Genomic DNA, 14637 nt, shown 5'->3' with positions numbered 1-14637 from the left:
CACATGAAAGTTAATTTACATATCAATAAAGACAAGAATCGTTTTGAAGTTAAAGAAGGCGACAAAACAATGAAGGCAGTGGTCACTATGGGCAATGGTGGCTACGAGATGCTGGAATACAAAGATGTTCCTATGCCGGTTATCAGTGAAGGCGAAGTGCTTATTAAAGTACTTGCAGCTGGCGTGAATAATACCGAAATCAACACGCGACTGGGTTGGTATTCACAGAAGGTGACACAAGGCACGAACAACCTATCTGACGATGAGCATGAGATTGGTGATGCGGCTGAAGAGAAAGACGGTGGCTGGAACGCAGAAACGCCATTCCCATTTATTCAAGGCACGGACTGCGCAGGTCTGGTCGTAGAAGCCAAGGATGAAGCTGACCAACACTTGGTCGGGAAACGTGTACTTATTCGCGCATGTATTCGTCACGAAGGCTTCGATTCTAAAGAAAATATCTGGATGGCTTCTGATTTTGATGGCGCGTTTGCTCAGTACGTGAAAATAACGGCAACGGAAGTCTTCCCTGTGGAATGCGACTGGAGTGATGCTGAGTTAGGCACAATTCCGTGTGCGTATGGCACGTCTGAAAACATGGTGCAACGTTCTGGTGTGAAAGCAGGTGACCGCGTTTATGTGGCGGGCGCTTCAGGTGGTGTTGGTTCTGCTGTAGTGCAACTTGCGAAACGTCGTGGTGCGTATGTCATTGGTGCTGCAGAAGGCGAAGATAAAATTGAACGTGTACGTTCATATGGTGCGGATGAAGTGATTGATTTTGGCCGACATGCACTTGAGGTTCTTGGTGAAATGTCGGTAGACATCATCATAGATAACGTTGCAGGCGAAAACTTCGCAAACAATCTAAAAATGCTGAAACGTGGTGGCCGCTATGCATCTTCAGGTGCGATTGCTGGACCTTTAGTAGAACTTGATTTTCGCACCATGTATCTACGAGATCTAACGCTTATCGGTTGTACTGGTTGGGATGAACCAGTGTTCCCAAGTTTGATTGAAGCGATTGAAAAAGGCGAGATCAAACCTGCGCTCTCTAAAACATTCCCGCTTTCTCACATCGTTGAAGCTCAAGAGGAACTTCAGAGTCGCAAACATGTAGGTAAGCTTGTCCTTATCCCTGACCACGAAGATTAATTTATTCTGGCCGGGGCTCTCAATGCTTCGGCCTTTTTGAGAGGAAATTAAGATGTCTATTTTTGAGAAAGTTCACGAGCTCAAACACCCAACTTTGACTAAGGAGAACTGGGGGGAAGAGCAGCCGCTTGTGCGATTCAATTTTCTTGGTAAAGAGCTGGATATTAGTCAGCCTTCATCAACATTCTGGGTATATTTACTTGGTGTGATCGTTACGCTAGTTGGTGTTCAATTCCTTGTTATGCAAGATGGTCAAATGTCCCGTATTTGGTGGGGGATTTCGATGATCCTTTGGGGTGTTGGCGCGATCATCGCTGGTACCAGTTATCAGGCATTCGGTTATGAGCTTAAGGCCAAACACAGAGAAGAGTGTTCATGGACGACATGGTGGGAAGTGATCTATCTTATCTTCCAACAAGTTAGTATGAATGCAATGACAGTTGCGATTGCCTACTCCTCAATACCTCCCGAGTCAATTTGGTTTGATATCTTCATTTGGTATGCCGCATTAATGACAGTTGGCTACACCATTATTACGTTCTGGGGAGCGTTTACGGCAACTAAGTCGGTCATCACGTTTGAGTTTATGATGTTCGCATCTTTGCCAAGCTTCATCGCTTTCATTTTCATCAATACTGTTAGCTACATCAAAACGGGCGCGACTTACGATTTGTTATGCATGATTTCATGGGCACTCATTTATGCCTCTTACTACTTCTATGATAAGTACTGGAAAATGGGTATCGGTGAGGTTCTTTGGAAACAGAAGAAAATCTGGTTCTCTGAGAATGATGTGCTTCATGTCATCCTTGTCGTCTGGTCGTTGGTTATGATTGCTGTTCCGTTTTATACATTGGATTACGTTAACTTGATTCAATAATCAGCTTGGCATACGACTAAACTAAAAACGCCTGATGAACGTCATCAGGCGTTTTTGCCAACTATGTTTATTTGAGCATTCAATTTCGAGCCAAGTTACTGACGCTCAGCTGCAACAAACGCAATCTCAACCAGCAAGTTAGGGTCTGCGAGCTCAACTTTCACACATGCTCGACTTGGGGCAGTGCCTTCAGCAAACCATTCATCCCATACTTCGTTAAATGCATCAAAATTGGCAAAGTCAGTAAGAAAGATAGTAGCAGATAGAATGCGTGATTTATCGCTGTTCATCTGCGTCAACATCTGTTCTGCTTGTTCGAAAATCTGTTGTGTCTGACCTTTAACGTCGGCAGAGGTGTCCGCTTCTGCGACTTCCACAAAGTGACCGATTCCATTAAATACAGTGATATCAGACCAACGTTTACTTGGGTTTATTCTATTGATTGTCATGGTTTTTTCTCATATCAAAAAGACGTTGTATTGTACTTTAAAGTTACAAGTAGGCTAAGCTAATTTCCTGCCACTTATCATTTCCTATAATACCGATGACATGGTTTACAAAGGCATCGGGAAGGTTGAAGTCGTTGCCTGTTTGTAACAATGGGACGAGTGTATCGAGAGAGCTTTGATTCGCTTGTAGTTGCTCGTCGAGCGTCTGCCAGAACGCGGGACCTTTAACATAAAACAACGGGTAATATTGCATGTCGTTCTCGATGGATACTTTTTTACCCGCTTCTATCAATCCTACATTTCCAAGGTGCTGAAACTCTTTCGATGCCTTTTCCCAATTTTCGACGGGCGAAGGTTTGTTGCTCAAGTCGGTAAATTGTAGGGGTTTGATAGCGTAATATTCAGCTAATCCCTCTTCTGCCCATACGGGTAATGAGCGAGACCCCATGAAATGAATGGACTCATGGGCTGTCACTTTTGCAAGATGAAACATACTGTCCTTGGCAAAAGCTCCCTTGTCAGTGAGCACATTGCTTAAGAGGATATTGTATCCAGCCGCACCTGAAACATTGCGTTGGCTTTTATCTTTAGAGAAATAGATGAGCTGCCACTGATGCGGTTGTTTGTCGTTAAAGACGGAGCTCAGATAATCTAATTGTTGCGTCAAGTTTTGAAACCATGAACTGTTAGATTTAAGCAGTGGCAAGGCATTACTTTTCACTACGACGGTAGAAGAACCGATATTCATACGCTCATAAGGCATACCCCAAACCACAAAAAGAGGCGGCTGATCTGAGTTAGGCATTGCGCTGCAGACGTTGTTTGGGTCGCAAACTTCAATGTCTTGCCCTTGAATGGTGGGCAGTGAGTTCCATTCGCTCAAAAAGTGCCAGCCTTCATTTGGCTCATAGGTATTAACTTGTTGTGCAGGTTCAAATTCGTCCGATGTTTTTACTTCAAATCTGACAATCCAGGATATTTGGCGACAGGAAATAGGAGAGTCAAAACTGACGGTTGTACTTTGTCCACTGTTTGAGAGGCACTGGATGTCAGGGACATCTGACGAGCTGGTGGTTCGTGGCTTGGAAAGTTGGAATGTTCCAATGTCAGAGGTATCCGCCTGAATCGTAACTTGCTTTGAGTCGGCGTCGTGAGTAGTTATTTGATACTTAACTGCGGCATGAGTAGAGAAGGAGAGCCACGCTAAGGTGACAATAAGTGAGCGTATCATTTTGAAGTCCCATTGTTTTTTAAATGGGACTATCTAAGGCTATTTTGGTTCAGTCAGATTGACTAAAAGATACAATGTTTAGCGTAATCACTCGCTTCGTTCGCTGTCCAGTCGCCTTTGGGTTTCTCTTTCATGTCTTTACACCACGCTTCGCTGCCGACTTCAGTACAAGCCATCAGTGGTAAAGTGAGCAAAAACATCAATACAATTTTCTTCATCATTCCCTCGTTTTTCTGAAGATGTCAGATTGAAAGGGATTGTAACTCAAAAAACAAAGGTAAGTCATGCTTGGGTCACTGTGGTTGCAGTAACAATTCGTTTGTACCGAACTGTGGAAGATGAAGATATTACAAATTACTAGACGACTGGTCTAATTGTTTGTATGGTAGCGGCATGAATGCAAAAACAAACGAAACAAGACAGCATATCCTTGATGTGGGGTATCAGTTAATACTATCGAAAGGCTTTACTGCGGTGGGTTTGTCGGAGTTATTGAGAGCAGCAGATGTACCGAAAGGGTCGTTTTATCATTACTTTAAGTCTAAAGAGCACTTCGGAGAAGTTTTGATTGCCTGTTATTTTGAAGGCTATATGGAACGTATTGAAGCTCTGTTCTGTAGTGAAAACGGCACCGGTTATGAACGTTTAATGAGCTATTTCAATCGCTGGCTTGATGTTGAATCGGGACGCTGCAATGCACATAAATGCTTAGTAGTTAAGTTAGGTGCTGAAGTCTCTGATTTGTCTGAAACCATGCGTTCGGAGCTACTGACTGGAGCGGAGCGAATCGTTGCAGCAATTGCAAAGTGTATTGAGTTAGGTATCGAGGATGGCTCTATTACTGTTCAAGATAGCTTAAGCACTGCCAGTACCGTCTACCAACAATGGTTAGGTGCAAGTCTGCTGAGTAAGCTCAGCCAAGACACGGCACAGTTAAGGGTAGCTCTATCAATGACCGAGCACCTGTTAAAGCATAAATAATTAATTTATAACCTGTTTATACAACAGGTTTTTTTATCAAACAAAACTAGACGACTGGTCTAATATTAAAAGCAAAGGAACAAAAGGGAATCAAGATGTCACAAGAAAATAACCGAAGAATTGTCTTAGCTTCACGCCCTGTGGGTGCACCGGTAAATGAGAACTTCCGTTTGGAGTCGGCGGTAATTCCTGAGCCAAAAGATGGGGAAATGCTGTTAAGAGCGATTTATCTGTCTCTTGACCCTTACATGCGAGGTCGAATGAGTGCTGCAGAGTCATATGCGGATCCGGTTGCCTTGGATGAGGTCATGGTCGGCGCAACGGTTTGTCAGGTTGAGCAATCAAACAATGAAAACTTTGATCAAGGCGATTGGGTTCTGGCTTATACAGGATGGCAAGATTACGCCATCTCTAATGGTGAAGGGCTAGTGAAACTGGGTAAGAACCCAAGTCATCCTTCATTTGCACTTGGTATAATGGGTATGCCTGGTTTTACCGCTTACATGGGCCTTTTGGATATTGGTCAACCTAAGGCGGGCGATACTGTGGTTGTGGCTGCCGCAACTGGGCCAGTTGGTGCAACGGTAGGTCAAATCGCGAAACTTAAAGGTTGCAAAGTCGTCGGTATTGCGGGCGGTGCCGAGAAGTGTCAGCACGCAAAAGAGGTACTAGGTTTTGATGAGTGTTTAGACCATAAATCAGATGACCTGGCGCAGCAACTTGCTGAAGCTTGCGGTGATGGCATCGATGTCTACTTCGAAAACGTTGGTGGTAAAGTATTCGATGCGGTGTTGCCATTGTTAAATACGGGTGCGCGCATCCCTGTATGTGGTTTGATTTCTCAATACAATGCAACGTCACTACCTGAAGGGCCTGATCGTATGTCAATGTTGGTAGCAACTTTGCTTATTAAGCGGATCAAGATGCAAGGCTTCATCATTTTTGATGACTACGCACACCGTTATGATGAGTTTGCAACTCAGATGGGACAATGGCTTGCAGAAGGTAAAATCAAGTACAAAGAACACCTAGTTGATGGTTTTGAAAATACACCAGAAGCTTTCATGGGCCTATTGGAAGGTAAGAACTTCGGTAAGCTGGTTATCAAGATGAATGAGCCGAAATAATCGACCTGAATTCAGATAAATAATCTAGCGCCTCTCATTTGAGAGGCGCTATTTCATTGGAGCAAGACAAGGTAAACTAGGCCTAATCAGTAACAGCCACGTTTACGGTATTTTCAATGCACATTGATGCTTCTCGCTCCAGTCGATATTCCACTCTACTATTCAAAGCCTTACTGAAAAGGATCGATGTCGATGCTATTACTTGTATTGGGCCGCTATCGCTAACCAATTCAAATTTCCATTTTGATACAGAAAAGCTTCAGCGTTATAAGGACTATTTCGGCTTTAGCAAAGGCTCCGTACCATTACCGTTTCTATTTGTTGCCACTCAAAATGAGCAATTGCAACTGTTCACTCATCCAAATGCCTCTATTCGCCCTCTAGGGTTAGTTCATACCTCTATAGAGTTTGAGCAGTTTGATGAGCTTGACGGCGAACAAAGTTACGAGTTTCAATTGGAGTTACAGGCAGAGCAAAAAATTGACCGTGGATTGAGTTTTGAAGTACATGGAGCTTTTTACCGCTCAGGGCAGATGGTTGCGAGGTATCGATCTGGATATTTGATGCCGACTAAACGCAAAAACGTGAGATTCAAGAATAGTAACCCTGCGCTGTCGACCTCGTTGCCTGAACTAGCCACGTTTACTGTTAGCGTCAGCCAAGCACGAGAGTACGCAAAATTATCGGGAGACTATAATCCAATCCATCTGGCTCGTTGGTCAGCTAAATTGTTTGGATTTAACAAGCCTATTATTCATGGGATGTATATGGTGGCAAAACTTTTGAAATTTGAATCTGACTCAACTGCTATTCATCATGTGGGCTTTGTATTTAAGAAGCCTATCTTAATGCCGACAGACGTAAAAGTGGTTCAAGATAAAGCACAAATCCTATGTATTAACAGCGAAGGAAAATGCTTTATTGAGATGGTGCCTAACAAAACATGTAAATAGTCTGTGTCAGTACTGAGAATGGCGACATTAACATACAATAACGGACAATAAATCGAGCAGACTTTTTGTAGCATAGCACCCCTCCACATAGTATTCGGAAAAACTGGTATGGTAAGCCGCATCGCTTTACTCATTGTTCTTATCGCAACTAGCTCTACTGTGTTTGCGACAGAAGACTCTGTCAAAGAAGAGAATCATCAGGTTGATGAATGGAAAGGCAATGTTGACGTCACGTTTGCAGGGTGGACTGAGCACTTAACCTCAACGGGCAGAAACCAGGATAACTATATCGTTGGTGTTCGTTACAAGAGATGGGAAGCATTTACGCTACTAAACAGTTTTGATACGCGTTCGTACATCTTGTCTTACCATCCTCAGTTCGACTGGACCCCTTGGGCAAAAGTTGGCTTAAGAATAGGGGGAATTACCGGATACACAAAAGAGCAGAACAGCGTACAACTTGGTGGTATCACTCCAGTGTTTGCTCCGACTCTAACATTACATTATAAACATCTGGGGTTTGAGACAGCCCTGTTTACTGATGTGTTGGTATTCTCAATGAAAGTAATGATTTAAAGTGGAGCGCTTGCTCCACTTTTTTAGCTGCTAATCTTTTTCAGCGCCAGTGGATTTAGCGTGCTGCTTCAAAAGCCAGAGCTTTTTTCTCAACTTGTCTGAATATCAAAGTAAGAATGCCATTGACCCCAAGATAGAAAAGCCCTGCCACGCTGAAGACGACGAGTGTGTCGTAAGTTTGAGCATTGATACGCTGTGCGTAGCCCATAATATCCATAATGGTGATGGTACTGGCCAGCGATGTGCCTTTAAATACTAAGATCACTTCATTAGAGTAAGCTGGTATTGCTCTGCGAATCGCAAACGGAAGCAAGACACGCAGCGTTGCTTTCATATCCATCCCTAGCGCACGACATGCCTGCCATTGACCTGATGGAATAGCATTGAACGCACCTTTAAATAGCTGAGTACTATACGCCGCTGTATTAAGTGCAAGGGCAAGCATGGCACAGAACCAAGGTTGGCTTAGCCATGTCCACAAAAAACTTTCTCTAATGACTTCAAACTGCCCTGGCCCGTAGTAGACCAGAAAGATCTGAACCAATAATGGTGTACCAGTAAAAAGAGTGATGATTCCACGCGTTAGCCAGTGAACTACTGGTGTTCGAAGGATCAAGCTAAGCGTCATCAGCAACGCAAGTAGGCAGCCTACGATCAGTGCTACTACAGTGAGCTGTAGGCTTGTTTGCAAGCCATCGACCATTTGCCAAACATGTTGTTGATTCATGCTGTGACTCCTTTGCTACCGACGGCCATTTCTTTTGAGGAGAACTTTTTATCTAGTACTTTTACTGCTTTTTGAGTAATCAATGTGATGACAAGATAAATCGCCGCTGCGGTCGCATACCAAGTAAACGCTTCATGTGTCGCCGCAGAGGTTAATTGTGCTTGTTTCATTAAGTCTGTAACGCCAATTAGTGAGACTAAAGCAGTATCTTTTAAGAGTACGAGCCATTGGTTGGTAAGTCCGGGTAGGGCATGCTTAACCGCTTGTGGCAGTACTATTCTAAAGAAAACACGTGCACGACTTAGGCCTAATGCACTGCCAGCTTCACGCTGACCACTGGGTACCGCTTTTAGTGCTCCACGAATGGTTTGTGCTGCATAAGAGGCAAAAATTAACGAGAGTGCGATGACACCAGCTAAGAACGGGCTAACCTCAATGAAATCTCCCGTAATCAGAAACAAGACTTGTGTAGAACCAAAGAAGATAAACAGAACGACTAGAAGTTCTGGCAAGCCACGAATAATGGTGACGATTGCAGTGGTTGGCCAAGAGATGATTTTGTGGCGAGACATCTCGCCACCAGCAAAAATGATCGCCAGTACTAAGCCAACCAAAAGGCTGACGAAAGCAAGTTGGATGGTTACCCAACTTGCTTGTACGAGTGACGCCGAGTAACCCGTTAAACCCATATTAATTACCGAAGTACTTATCGAAAATAGCTTGGTATTCGCCGTTTTCTTTTACTGTTTTAAGTGCTGTATTTAGCTGGTCAACCAATGCTTGGTTGTCTTTGTTTACGGCGATGCCGAAGCCGTTACCAAAGTATTTTTGGTTAGTAATTTGGTCACCAACGTAAGCCAGTTTATCGTCTTTCTTAAACCACTCTGCGACAACTGCCGTGTCACCGAATACAGAGTCAATACGACCATTTTGCATATCGATAAACGCATCTTGGTAACTGCCATAAGGTACGGCTGTTACGCCTGGCATTTGCTCTAATAGGTAGCTTTGGTGCGTTGAACCGTTTTGAACACCTACACGCTTACCTTCTAGTGCTGCTTGTGACGCAACCTTACCTGTCATCGCTACGAAAGCCGCTGAGTTGTCGTAATAAGCATTGGTAAAGCTAACCTGTTGCTGACGGGCCTCAGTAATATCGATACCAGAAATCGCTGCGTCGTAGCGTTTGAACTTAAGTGCAGGAATTAAGCTATCAAATGCTTGGTTATGGAAGCTACATTTGGCTTCAATCTGTTTACATAGCGCGTTAGCAAGGTCGACATCAAAACCTTGGATCTGGTTATTTTCATCGACATATTCGAATGGTGCGTAAGTCGCTTCCATGGCAAATTTAATTTCTTGTTGTGCCATTGCGCCGTAAGAAGCCAGACCAATCAGTGAAGCAAGTAACATCTTTTTCATAATAATTCTCCTTGTCAGATTGCGATGAAGGCAATCTCCATTGTTATTTAGTGTGTTAAGTAGTCAGCAAAAGCTTGAGTAGTTGGGTTTTTAAATGCGTCTTTTGTGCCATGTTCGATGACTCGGCCTTTTTCGAGATAAAGAACATGACTGGCAATTTTCTTCGCAAAATCAACTTCATGTGTAACAACCACTTGAGTGATGCCCGTTTCACTCAATTCGTTGATAATATTGACGATCTGAGTTGTGATTTCAGGATCAAGCGCTGCTGTTGGTTCGTCAAAGAGCAAGACTTCAGGTTTCATCATCAATGCTCTTGCAATAGCAACGCGCTGTTGCTGACCACCTGATAGTTGTAGTGGCCACGCATCGGCTTTATCAGCGAGTTGAAGTGTAGAAAGCATTTTTAAGGCTTCTTGTGTAGCTTGCTCTTTCGAGACGCCTGCTACCTTAGTGGGCGCTTCAATTAAGTTCTCCATTACCGTCATATGAGGCCAAAGGTTATACTGTTGGAAAACCATCCCGACTTGCTTACGAAGCGCTAAACCTTGTTTTTCAGATACTTGTTGATCGAAGTCGTAGTCATTATTCGCAATACTGAGCGCCCCGCCATCTGCCATTTCCAGCAAATTTAACAAGCGAAGTAGAGAGCTTTTACCAGCACCACTCGGACCTAAGAGAACCAAGGTTTCACCCTTGCCGCAATGAAAGCTGACATCGTGCAAAACTTGAGTCGTGCCGTAGAACTTATTGAGGTTGTTTGCTTGAATACCCATGCTGATTTACTGCATTAAAAATCATTGTGTGAACTATACTATCAGAAGTGTTATTTATGCAATAAAAATGTATAAAAATTTTAATTGTTAAAATTATGTATCGATTTATGGTTGAAAAGTAGACATCTCTATTGTGTGGGTCAGGGTGGATCTTAGGGCTAGTGGGTATAAGAAAAGCGCTTGGCTTTCAACCAAACGCCTAGTAATCAAAAGAATATTACTTCAGTTTCAATTGCTGAGTTAACCAGTCAGCACTTGTAGTTTGTTTACCTTGGCAGATAACGTAGTAGGGTGTTCCGGTGAACCAACTTTTCGACGCTACTTTTTCAACAAACACCTGAATGGAGGCTACATCATCCTTAGCGTAGTTCCATTTTCGGGTTAAGTGTTCTGCTGCTTCTTTACCATTATGGCTATCACCGTTACGTATGAAGTCGCAATCAGATTGTCGCATTTGATTAATCAGATATCGTACATCTTCCTCAGTATTGGCGAAGGCGTTGGAGCCTATCAGTAGTCCACCTATCAGAAGTGAATGAATTAGCTTCATTGATTCCACCATTGCTTAACTGGCGTTGGGTTGTGAATTTCCAAACGCTGTCCAATCTCTGGCGAGACCATAGTTACACCACGTTCCTGACTTATCTCTAGAGCTCTGTTCATCGGTTCATGCCAATCGTGCATGGACAAATCAAAAGTGCTGTTGTGAATAGGCATCATGACCTTACCTTTGACGTCGATATGGGCTTGCACGCTTTCTTCAGGGAACATGTGGATTTGTGACCACAACTTGTTGTAGGCGCCAGTTTCAATCATAGTAAAATCAAAAGGCCCATATTTCTCGCCAATTTCAGCAAATCCTCCAAAGTAACCAGAGTCTCCAGAAAAGAACACGTTGGCTTGTTGACTGTTAATGACCCAGCTACCCCAAAGGGTAGAATCACGGTCCGTTAAGCCACGACCAGAGAAATGCTGAGTCGGTGTCAGGGTATATGTGATACCGTTGACCTCATGCGATTCCCACCATGCAAGTTCGGTAATCTTGTTTTTAGGTACTCCCCATTTGACAAGATAATCACCTACTTTTAGTGGCACAACAAAGTGATTAACTTTATCTACTAGTGCTTTGACTGAGGCTTTGTCTAAGTGGTCGTAATGGTCGTGACTGATGATAACCACATCTATCTGCGGTAAATCTTCTAGGGATATTGGTGTCTTATGAAAGCGTTTAGGCCCAGCCCATTGCACCGGAGATGCTCTATCGCTGAAAACTGGATCTGCCATGACCAACTGGCCATCTAGCTTCATAATAACGCTAGAATGTCCAAGCCGATAAACCACATCTTGTTGCTCACTCAACAATTGTTCTGATGTCATCACATGTACAGGTAAGTCGAAGGTCGGAGTTGGGGTATCGCGCTCAGTGGTGAAATAAGACTTCATGATCTTAACGATGTCGCTAAAGCTCGATTGGTATTCCAACTCAGTATTGACGTATTTATCTGGATAACGCTCGGGGTCTTTCTCTGTGTTGCTGCAAGCGGTTAAGGCAGTGGTACTCATTGCTAGAACTCCTATTGAGGCGATTAGTGACTTTCTCATGATATTTCCTATCGCGATTAAAAGACGGGCTGTAATGAGATCGATAGCTGAAGTCTTTTGTAAACTATACAGTGTAGTTTACTTTTAAAATGTGAAAAGTAAACTGATTAGTGTAAAATACGGGAAGAAAAATTCGAGTTGTCGAGTAACCCAATGACAGAAAAGAAAAAAACGCGAAGCGAAATGAAGCGCGAGGCTATTATTGAAGCGGCTAAACACGCGTTTCACGAGTTTGGTGTACATAATACTAGTATGGATAAACTCGCGGCGATGGCCGGTGTGTCGAAACGAACGGTATATAATCATTTCGAGTCAAAAGAAGTATTAGTTATGAGTTTGCTATCGGATTTGTGGCGACAATCTATGATGGATGTTGACTTGCAACCTTTGGCGTCGATGGATCTCAAACAGCAGCTAGTCTATTTACTGTCGCATGAGATAGGCATCTTGAACAATCCTGCTTATATTGATTTGTCGAAGGTTGCGTTTGGACATTACTTTTATCGACCAGAGGAGCTGAAAGCTCAAGCGGACAAAATGTCGAAGCAAGAAACTGCCTTATACAAATGGTTAGAGCACAAGAATGATCAACAACAACTGACTATTCCAGATATTAGTGTGGCAAGCGTTCAGTTGCATAGCCTAATTAAAGGTAGTTGCTTTTGGCCACAATTGATGGGAATGACGGATACATTGGCCGACGAAGTTGCTCAGCAACTTGCGTTGTCTACTGCCGAGCTCTTCTTGGCTCGCTATCAGGTGTAACGATTGATTTATCTAGGAAAAGAACAGCCCTGTTTCTTGGACAAGAAGCTGGGTTGGTTTAGAGTAAATGTGTTGTTCCTTAGCACCCACAAGCTGAACTAATAGCACCTTATCTGAAGCTAAACACTGACGTAGCACTCGCAATACCATAGCCACATCGAGCTTGTGCTTCTCTAGGTTTGAGTTGTGTCTCGAAATAGAAGGTAGATCGATGGTTACAACCAGTCTGTCGCAGTGACTGATAAATCGCGCAAGCTGCTCTTTGATCATTGCTCGATTTCTGTACACCACCTCATTTGAAAGAAGCCAATCACATCCCATATCTTCCGCGTACTCTAACTGTTTTTTGTTGCAGCGATTATTGTCGATGCCGATATGAAAGGCGCGGCACTCATTATATCTGTTAAGTGCGAAATGCAGCATTGAACCGACTGTGACATCAAGACATTGATCGAGTAGCAATTCTGCGTTGATGTTTACAATACCAATTTCATCTTTGTCGATCAGTAGATTGGGAATAATGTCGAGCAAGGTTTCGTGGCAATTGGTAATGACGAGCGGCATTGCACCAACCGCAAGTTGTTGGTTGAGCTGACCGGTGAAGTCGCGTTTTGCAACTGGGCTTTCGAAGTAAGGTCTTTCGGAGCAGTAACTACCTAGAATTGGATAATGGCCAATTTTTCTCATTGAATGAGAATTTTGTTGTGAGCTTAGCCAGTCGTAGGCGGTTTCTAGGAGGGAGTCAGCGTCTTCAAACTGGGCATTATTCATAGGCTTGATTGCTTCCGATACCGTGAATACGGAAAGTTGGCTCTCTAAAGCAGGATGATAACGACGTTTCCAGATTTGTTTGAAGACGTTGAGCATGATGAATTACCTTTCTGGTGGCAGCGCCCTTGCTGCCTGCAATACATGTAGAATGAATCTGTCCTTGTTGGCTTCTACACGATAGGCAGGAGCCATAATGGAAACAGCACCAATTAATTTCGAGCCTTTCATTACTGGCGCACTGATGCCCGTTACACCCGGGTCGAACTCAGACGTACTGATGGCAAATCCCTGACGACGAATCTGCTCCAGCTCCTTATTCCAATCAGTGACGTTTTCGTGTTCACCGAAATGACGCAGTATTTTTTCGCAACGAGATTCTGGTAAATAAGCCAGCATCACTTTAGATGAAGCCCCGCGAAGCAAAGGTTGGCTCTGTCCTCTTACATAGCTGCAGCGAAGTGCTTGCGCACTCTCTTGCAAGCTTACACATAGAGCACGATAGCCAACTGGTACCATGTAAGCTGACATCTCACCAGTCTGCTTTTGTAGTCGGAACAATATGCTCTCTATTGCTTCCAGGTTGTGTGTACTCGATTGATAGCTGTGCATCAACATCAGAGCAGCTGGACCAACAATCAGTGTTTTGTCGTGTGGACTCTCTTCAATAAGGTTCCACTCTTTAAGCAGCTTTATATGACGATAAAGACTGCTGAGAGGAACGCCGAGTTGAATGCTTAAATCTTTTGCTGAAACAGGCGTATCAGACACGGCAACTTGCATTAAAAGTTGCAGTGGCTTTTCATTAACCTGAGTAGTGGGTTGCTGTGTATTTCCCATATCTGTGTTATCTATTATCAAAACCAATTACGCAATTTATATTCCTACTGAATAAGAAAGGAAACAAAAATCTTGCGGCTCATTCTCATTAGATGATAAGTACAGGTTTTGGAAATGAACGAGCGAAGAAAGACCTAGGTGAGCTCAGAATGAGCACACTACATTAATGGCTTGTTTATCAATAGGGAGCTGTGACTGCTTCTTCTTCACAAATACTCGGTCTCGCTACATAGGCACGACTCCCTACGTCTATTTTGTTGCCGAAAATGAAGGTTGAATGGAGAGTGTTGTCGTTAGTTAGATTCTTTTGTTTGGCGACCGTGAGACAGCATTTATCTATAAAGCAGGTTGGTCTTTTTAGGTCGATATAAAAAAAAGCCACTTCGGA

The 14637-nt window shown here is 43.4% G+C and carries 18 protein-coding genes; 7 read left to right on the top strand and 11 right to left on the bottom strand.

Translation table 11 applies throughout. The annotated features are described in order from the left end of the window. Nucleotides 1–3: 3 nt before the first annotated feature. The gene (locus tag HOP38_RS23515; protein WP_198559132.1) at nucleotides 4–1152 is read left to right on the top strand and encodes a zinc-binding dehydrogenase; all 1149 of its coding nucleotides are present in this window, start codon (nucleotides 4–6) and stop codon (nucleotides 1150–1152) included. 52 nt (nucleotides 1153–1204) lie between these two features. Next, the gene (locus tag HOP38_RS23510; RefSeq protein WP_088878822.1) at nucleotides 1205–2032 is read left to right on the top strand and encodes a hypothetical protein; all 828 of its coding nucleotides are present in this window, start codon (nucleotides 1205–1207) and stop codon (nucleotides 2030–2032) included. Nucleotides 2033–2127: 95 nt separating this feature from the next. Here HOP38_RS23510 and HOP38_RS23505 read toward each other — a convergent pair whose 3' ends face one another. From HOP38_RS23505 to HOP38_RS23495, 3 genes are all read right to left on the bottom strand, one after another. Beyond that, nucleotides 2128–2481, bottom strand: a complete 354-nt coding sequence (locus HOP38_RS23505) for a RidA family protein (protein WP_006074666.1) — start codon at nucleotides 2479–2481, stop codon at nucleotides 2128–2130. 43 nt (nucleotides 2482–2524) lie between these two features. After that, on the bottom strand, nucleotides 2525–3712 hold the full coding sequence (locus HOP38_RS23500) for a hypothetical protein (protein WP_198559131.1): 1188 nt from the start codon (nucleotides 3710–3712) through the stop codon (nucleotides 2525–2527). 62 nt (nucleotides 3713–3774) lie between these two features. Continuing rightward, a complete protein-coding gene (locus HOP38_RS23495) occupies nucleotides 3775–3930 on the bottom strand; it encodes a DUF3012 domain-containing protein (protein ID WP_006074668.1) in 156 nt (51 codons plus the stop codon). 175 nt (nucleotides 3931–4105) lie between these two features. Between HOP38_RS23495 and HOP38_RS23490 the strand changes: the two genes are divergently transcribed. The 4 genes from HOP38_RS23490 (at nucleotide 4106) to HOP38_RS23475 (ending at nucleotide 7349) form a co-directional block, all read left to right on the top strand. After that, nucleotides 4106–4693, top strand: a complete 588-nt coding sequence (locus HOP38_RS23490; RefSeq protein ID WP_124941365.1) for a TetR/AcrR family transcriptional regulator — start codon at nucleotides 4106–4108, stop codon at nucleotides 4691–4693. Between the two features lie 95 nt (nucleotides 4694–4788). After that, the gene (locus HOP38_RS23485; protein ID WP_198559130.1) at nucleotides 4789–5820 is read left to right on the top strand and encodes an NADP-dependent oxidoreductase; all 1032 of its coding nucleotides are present in this window, start codon (nucleotides 4789–4791) and stop codon (nucleotides 5818–5820) included. A gap of 116 nt (nucleotides 5821–5936) precedes the next feature. Beyond that, complete coding sequence (locus HOP38_RS23480) at nucleotides 5937–6773, top strand: MaoC/PaaZ C-terminal domain-containing protein (RefSeq protein ID WP_198559129.1); 837 nt, start codon at nucleotides 5937–5939, stop codon at nucleotides 6771–6773. Between the two features lie 108 nt (nucleotides 6774–6881). Beyond that, a complete protein-coding gene (locus HOP38_RS23475) occupies nucleotides 6882–7349 on the top strand; it encodes a hypothetical protein (RefSeq protein WP_006074673.1) in 468 nt (155 codons plus the stop codon). Nucleotides 7350–7404: 55 nt separating this feature from the next. Here the strand turns inward: HOP38_RS23475 and artM are convergent, their stop codons facing one another. The 6 genes from artM to HOP38_RS23445 all read right to left on the bottom strand — a co-directional run bounded on the left by artM (nucleotide 7405) and on the right by HOP38_RS23445 (nucleotide 11876). Beyond that, a complete protein-coding gene (gene artM / locus HOP38_RS23470) occupies nucleotides 7405–8076 on the bottom strand; it encodes an arginine ABC transporter permease ArtM (protein WP_006074674.1) in 672 nt (223 codons plus the stop codon). Continuing rightward, nucleotides 8073–8765, bottom strand: a complete 693-nt coding sequence (gene artQ / locus HOP38_RS23465) for an arginine ABC transporter permease ArtQ (protein ID WP_038227185.1) — start codon at nucleotides 8763–8765, stop codon at nucleotides 8073–8075. Before artQ ends, artM begins: the two co-directional genes overlap by 4 nt. Nucleotide 8766: 1 nt before the next feature. Next, on the bottom strand, nucleotides 8767–9498 hold the full coding sequence (locus HOP38_RS23460) for an arginine ABC transporter substrate-binding protein (protein ID WP_006074676.1): 732 nt from the start codon (nucleotides 9496–9498) through the stop codon (nucleotides 8767–8769). A 47-nt stretch (nucleotides 9499–9545) separates the two neighbouring features. After that, a complete protein-coding gene (gene artP / locus HOP38_RS23455) occupies nucleotides 9546–10274 on the bottom strand; it encodes an arginine ABC transporter ATP-binding protein ArtP (RefSeq protein ID WP_006074677.1) in 729 nt (242 codons plus the stop codon). A 217-nt stretch (nucleotides 10275–10491) separates the two neighbouring features. After that, nucleotides 10492–10824 (bottom strand): DUF5329 family protein, encoded by a 333-nt coding sequence (locus HOP38_RS23450; RefSeq protein ID WP_198559128.1) that lies wholly within the window; start codon nucleotides 10822–10824, stop codon nucleotides 10492–10494. Further along, nucleotides 10821–11876 carry an MBL fold metallo-hydrolase gene (locus HOP38_RS23445; RefSeq protein WP_198559127.1) on the bottom strand — a complete coding sequence of 352 codons (1056 nt, stop codon included), beginning with the start codon at nucleotides 11874–11876 and terminating at the stop codon, nucleotides 10821–10823. Before HOP38_RS23445 ends, HOP38_RS23450 begins: the two co-directional genes overlap by 4 nt. A 153-nt stretch (nucleotides 11877–12029) precedes the next feature. Here HOP38_RS23445 and HOP38_RS23440 point away from each other — a divergent pair, with 153 nt between their 5' ends. Continuing rightward, the gene (locus HOP38_RS23440; protein ID WP_198559126.1) at nucleotides 12030–12641 is read left to right on the top strand and encodes a TetR/AcrR family transcriptional regulator; all 612 of its coding nucleotides are present in this window, start codon (nucleotides 12030–12032) and stop codon (nucleotides 12639–12641) included. A 12-nt stretch (nucleotides 12642–12653) separates the two neighbouring features. On the opposite strand, the gene HOP38_RS23435 is transcribed toward HOP38_RS23440, so the two are convergent. Next, nucleotides 12654–13508, bottom strand: coding sequence for an arginase (locus tag HOP38_RS23435; RefSeq protein ID WP_088878816.1), 855 nt, complete (start codon nucleotides 13506–13508; stop codon nucleotides 12654–12656). A gap of 6 nt (nucleotides 13509–13514) precedes the next feature. Beyond that, nucleotides 13515–14249 carry an IclR family transcriptional regulator gene (locus HOP38_RS23430; RefSeq protein ID WP_006074682.1) on the bottom strand — a complete coding sequence of 245 codons (735 nt, stop codon included), beginning with the start codon at nucleotides 14247–14249 and terminating at the stop codon, nucleotides 13515–13517. Between the last annotated feature and the right edge of the window lie 388 nt (nucleotides 14250–14637).

The sequence above is a fragment of the Vibrio mediterranei genome (assembly GCF_013364395.1).
GTDB lineage: Bacteria > Pseudomonadota > Gammaproteobacteria > Enterobacterales > Vibrionaceae > Vibrio > Vibrio mediterranei.
Note: the sequence above shows the minus strand (reverse complement) of the source record. Positions and strands in the feature narration are given on the sequence as shown.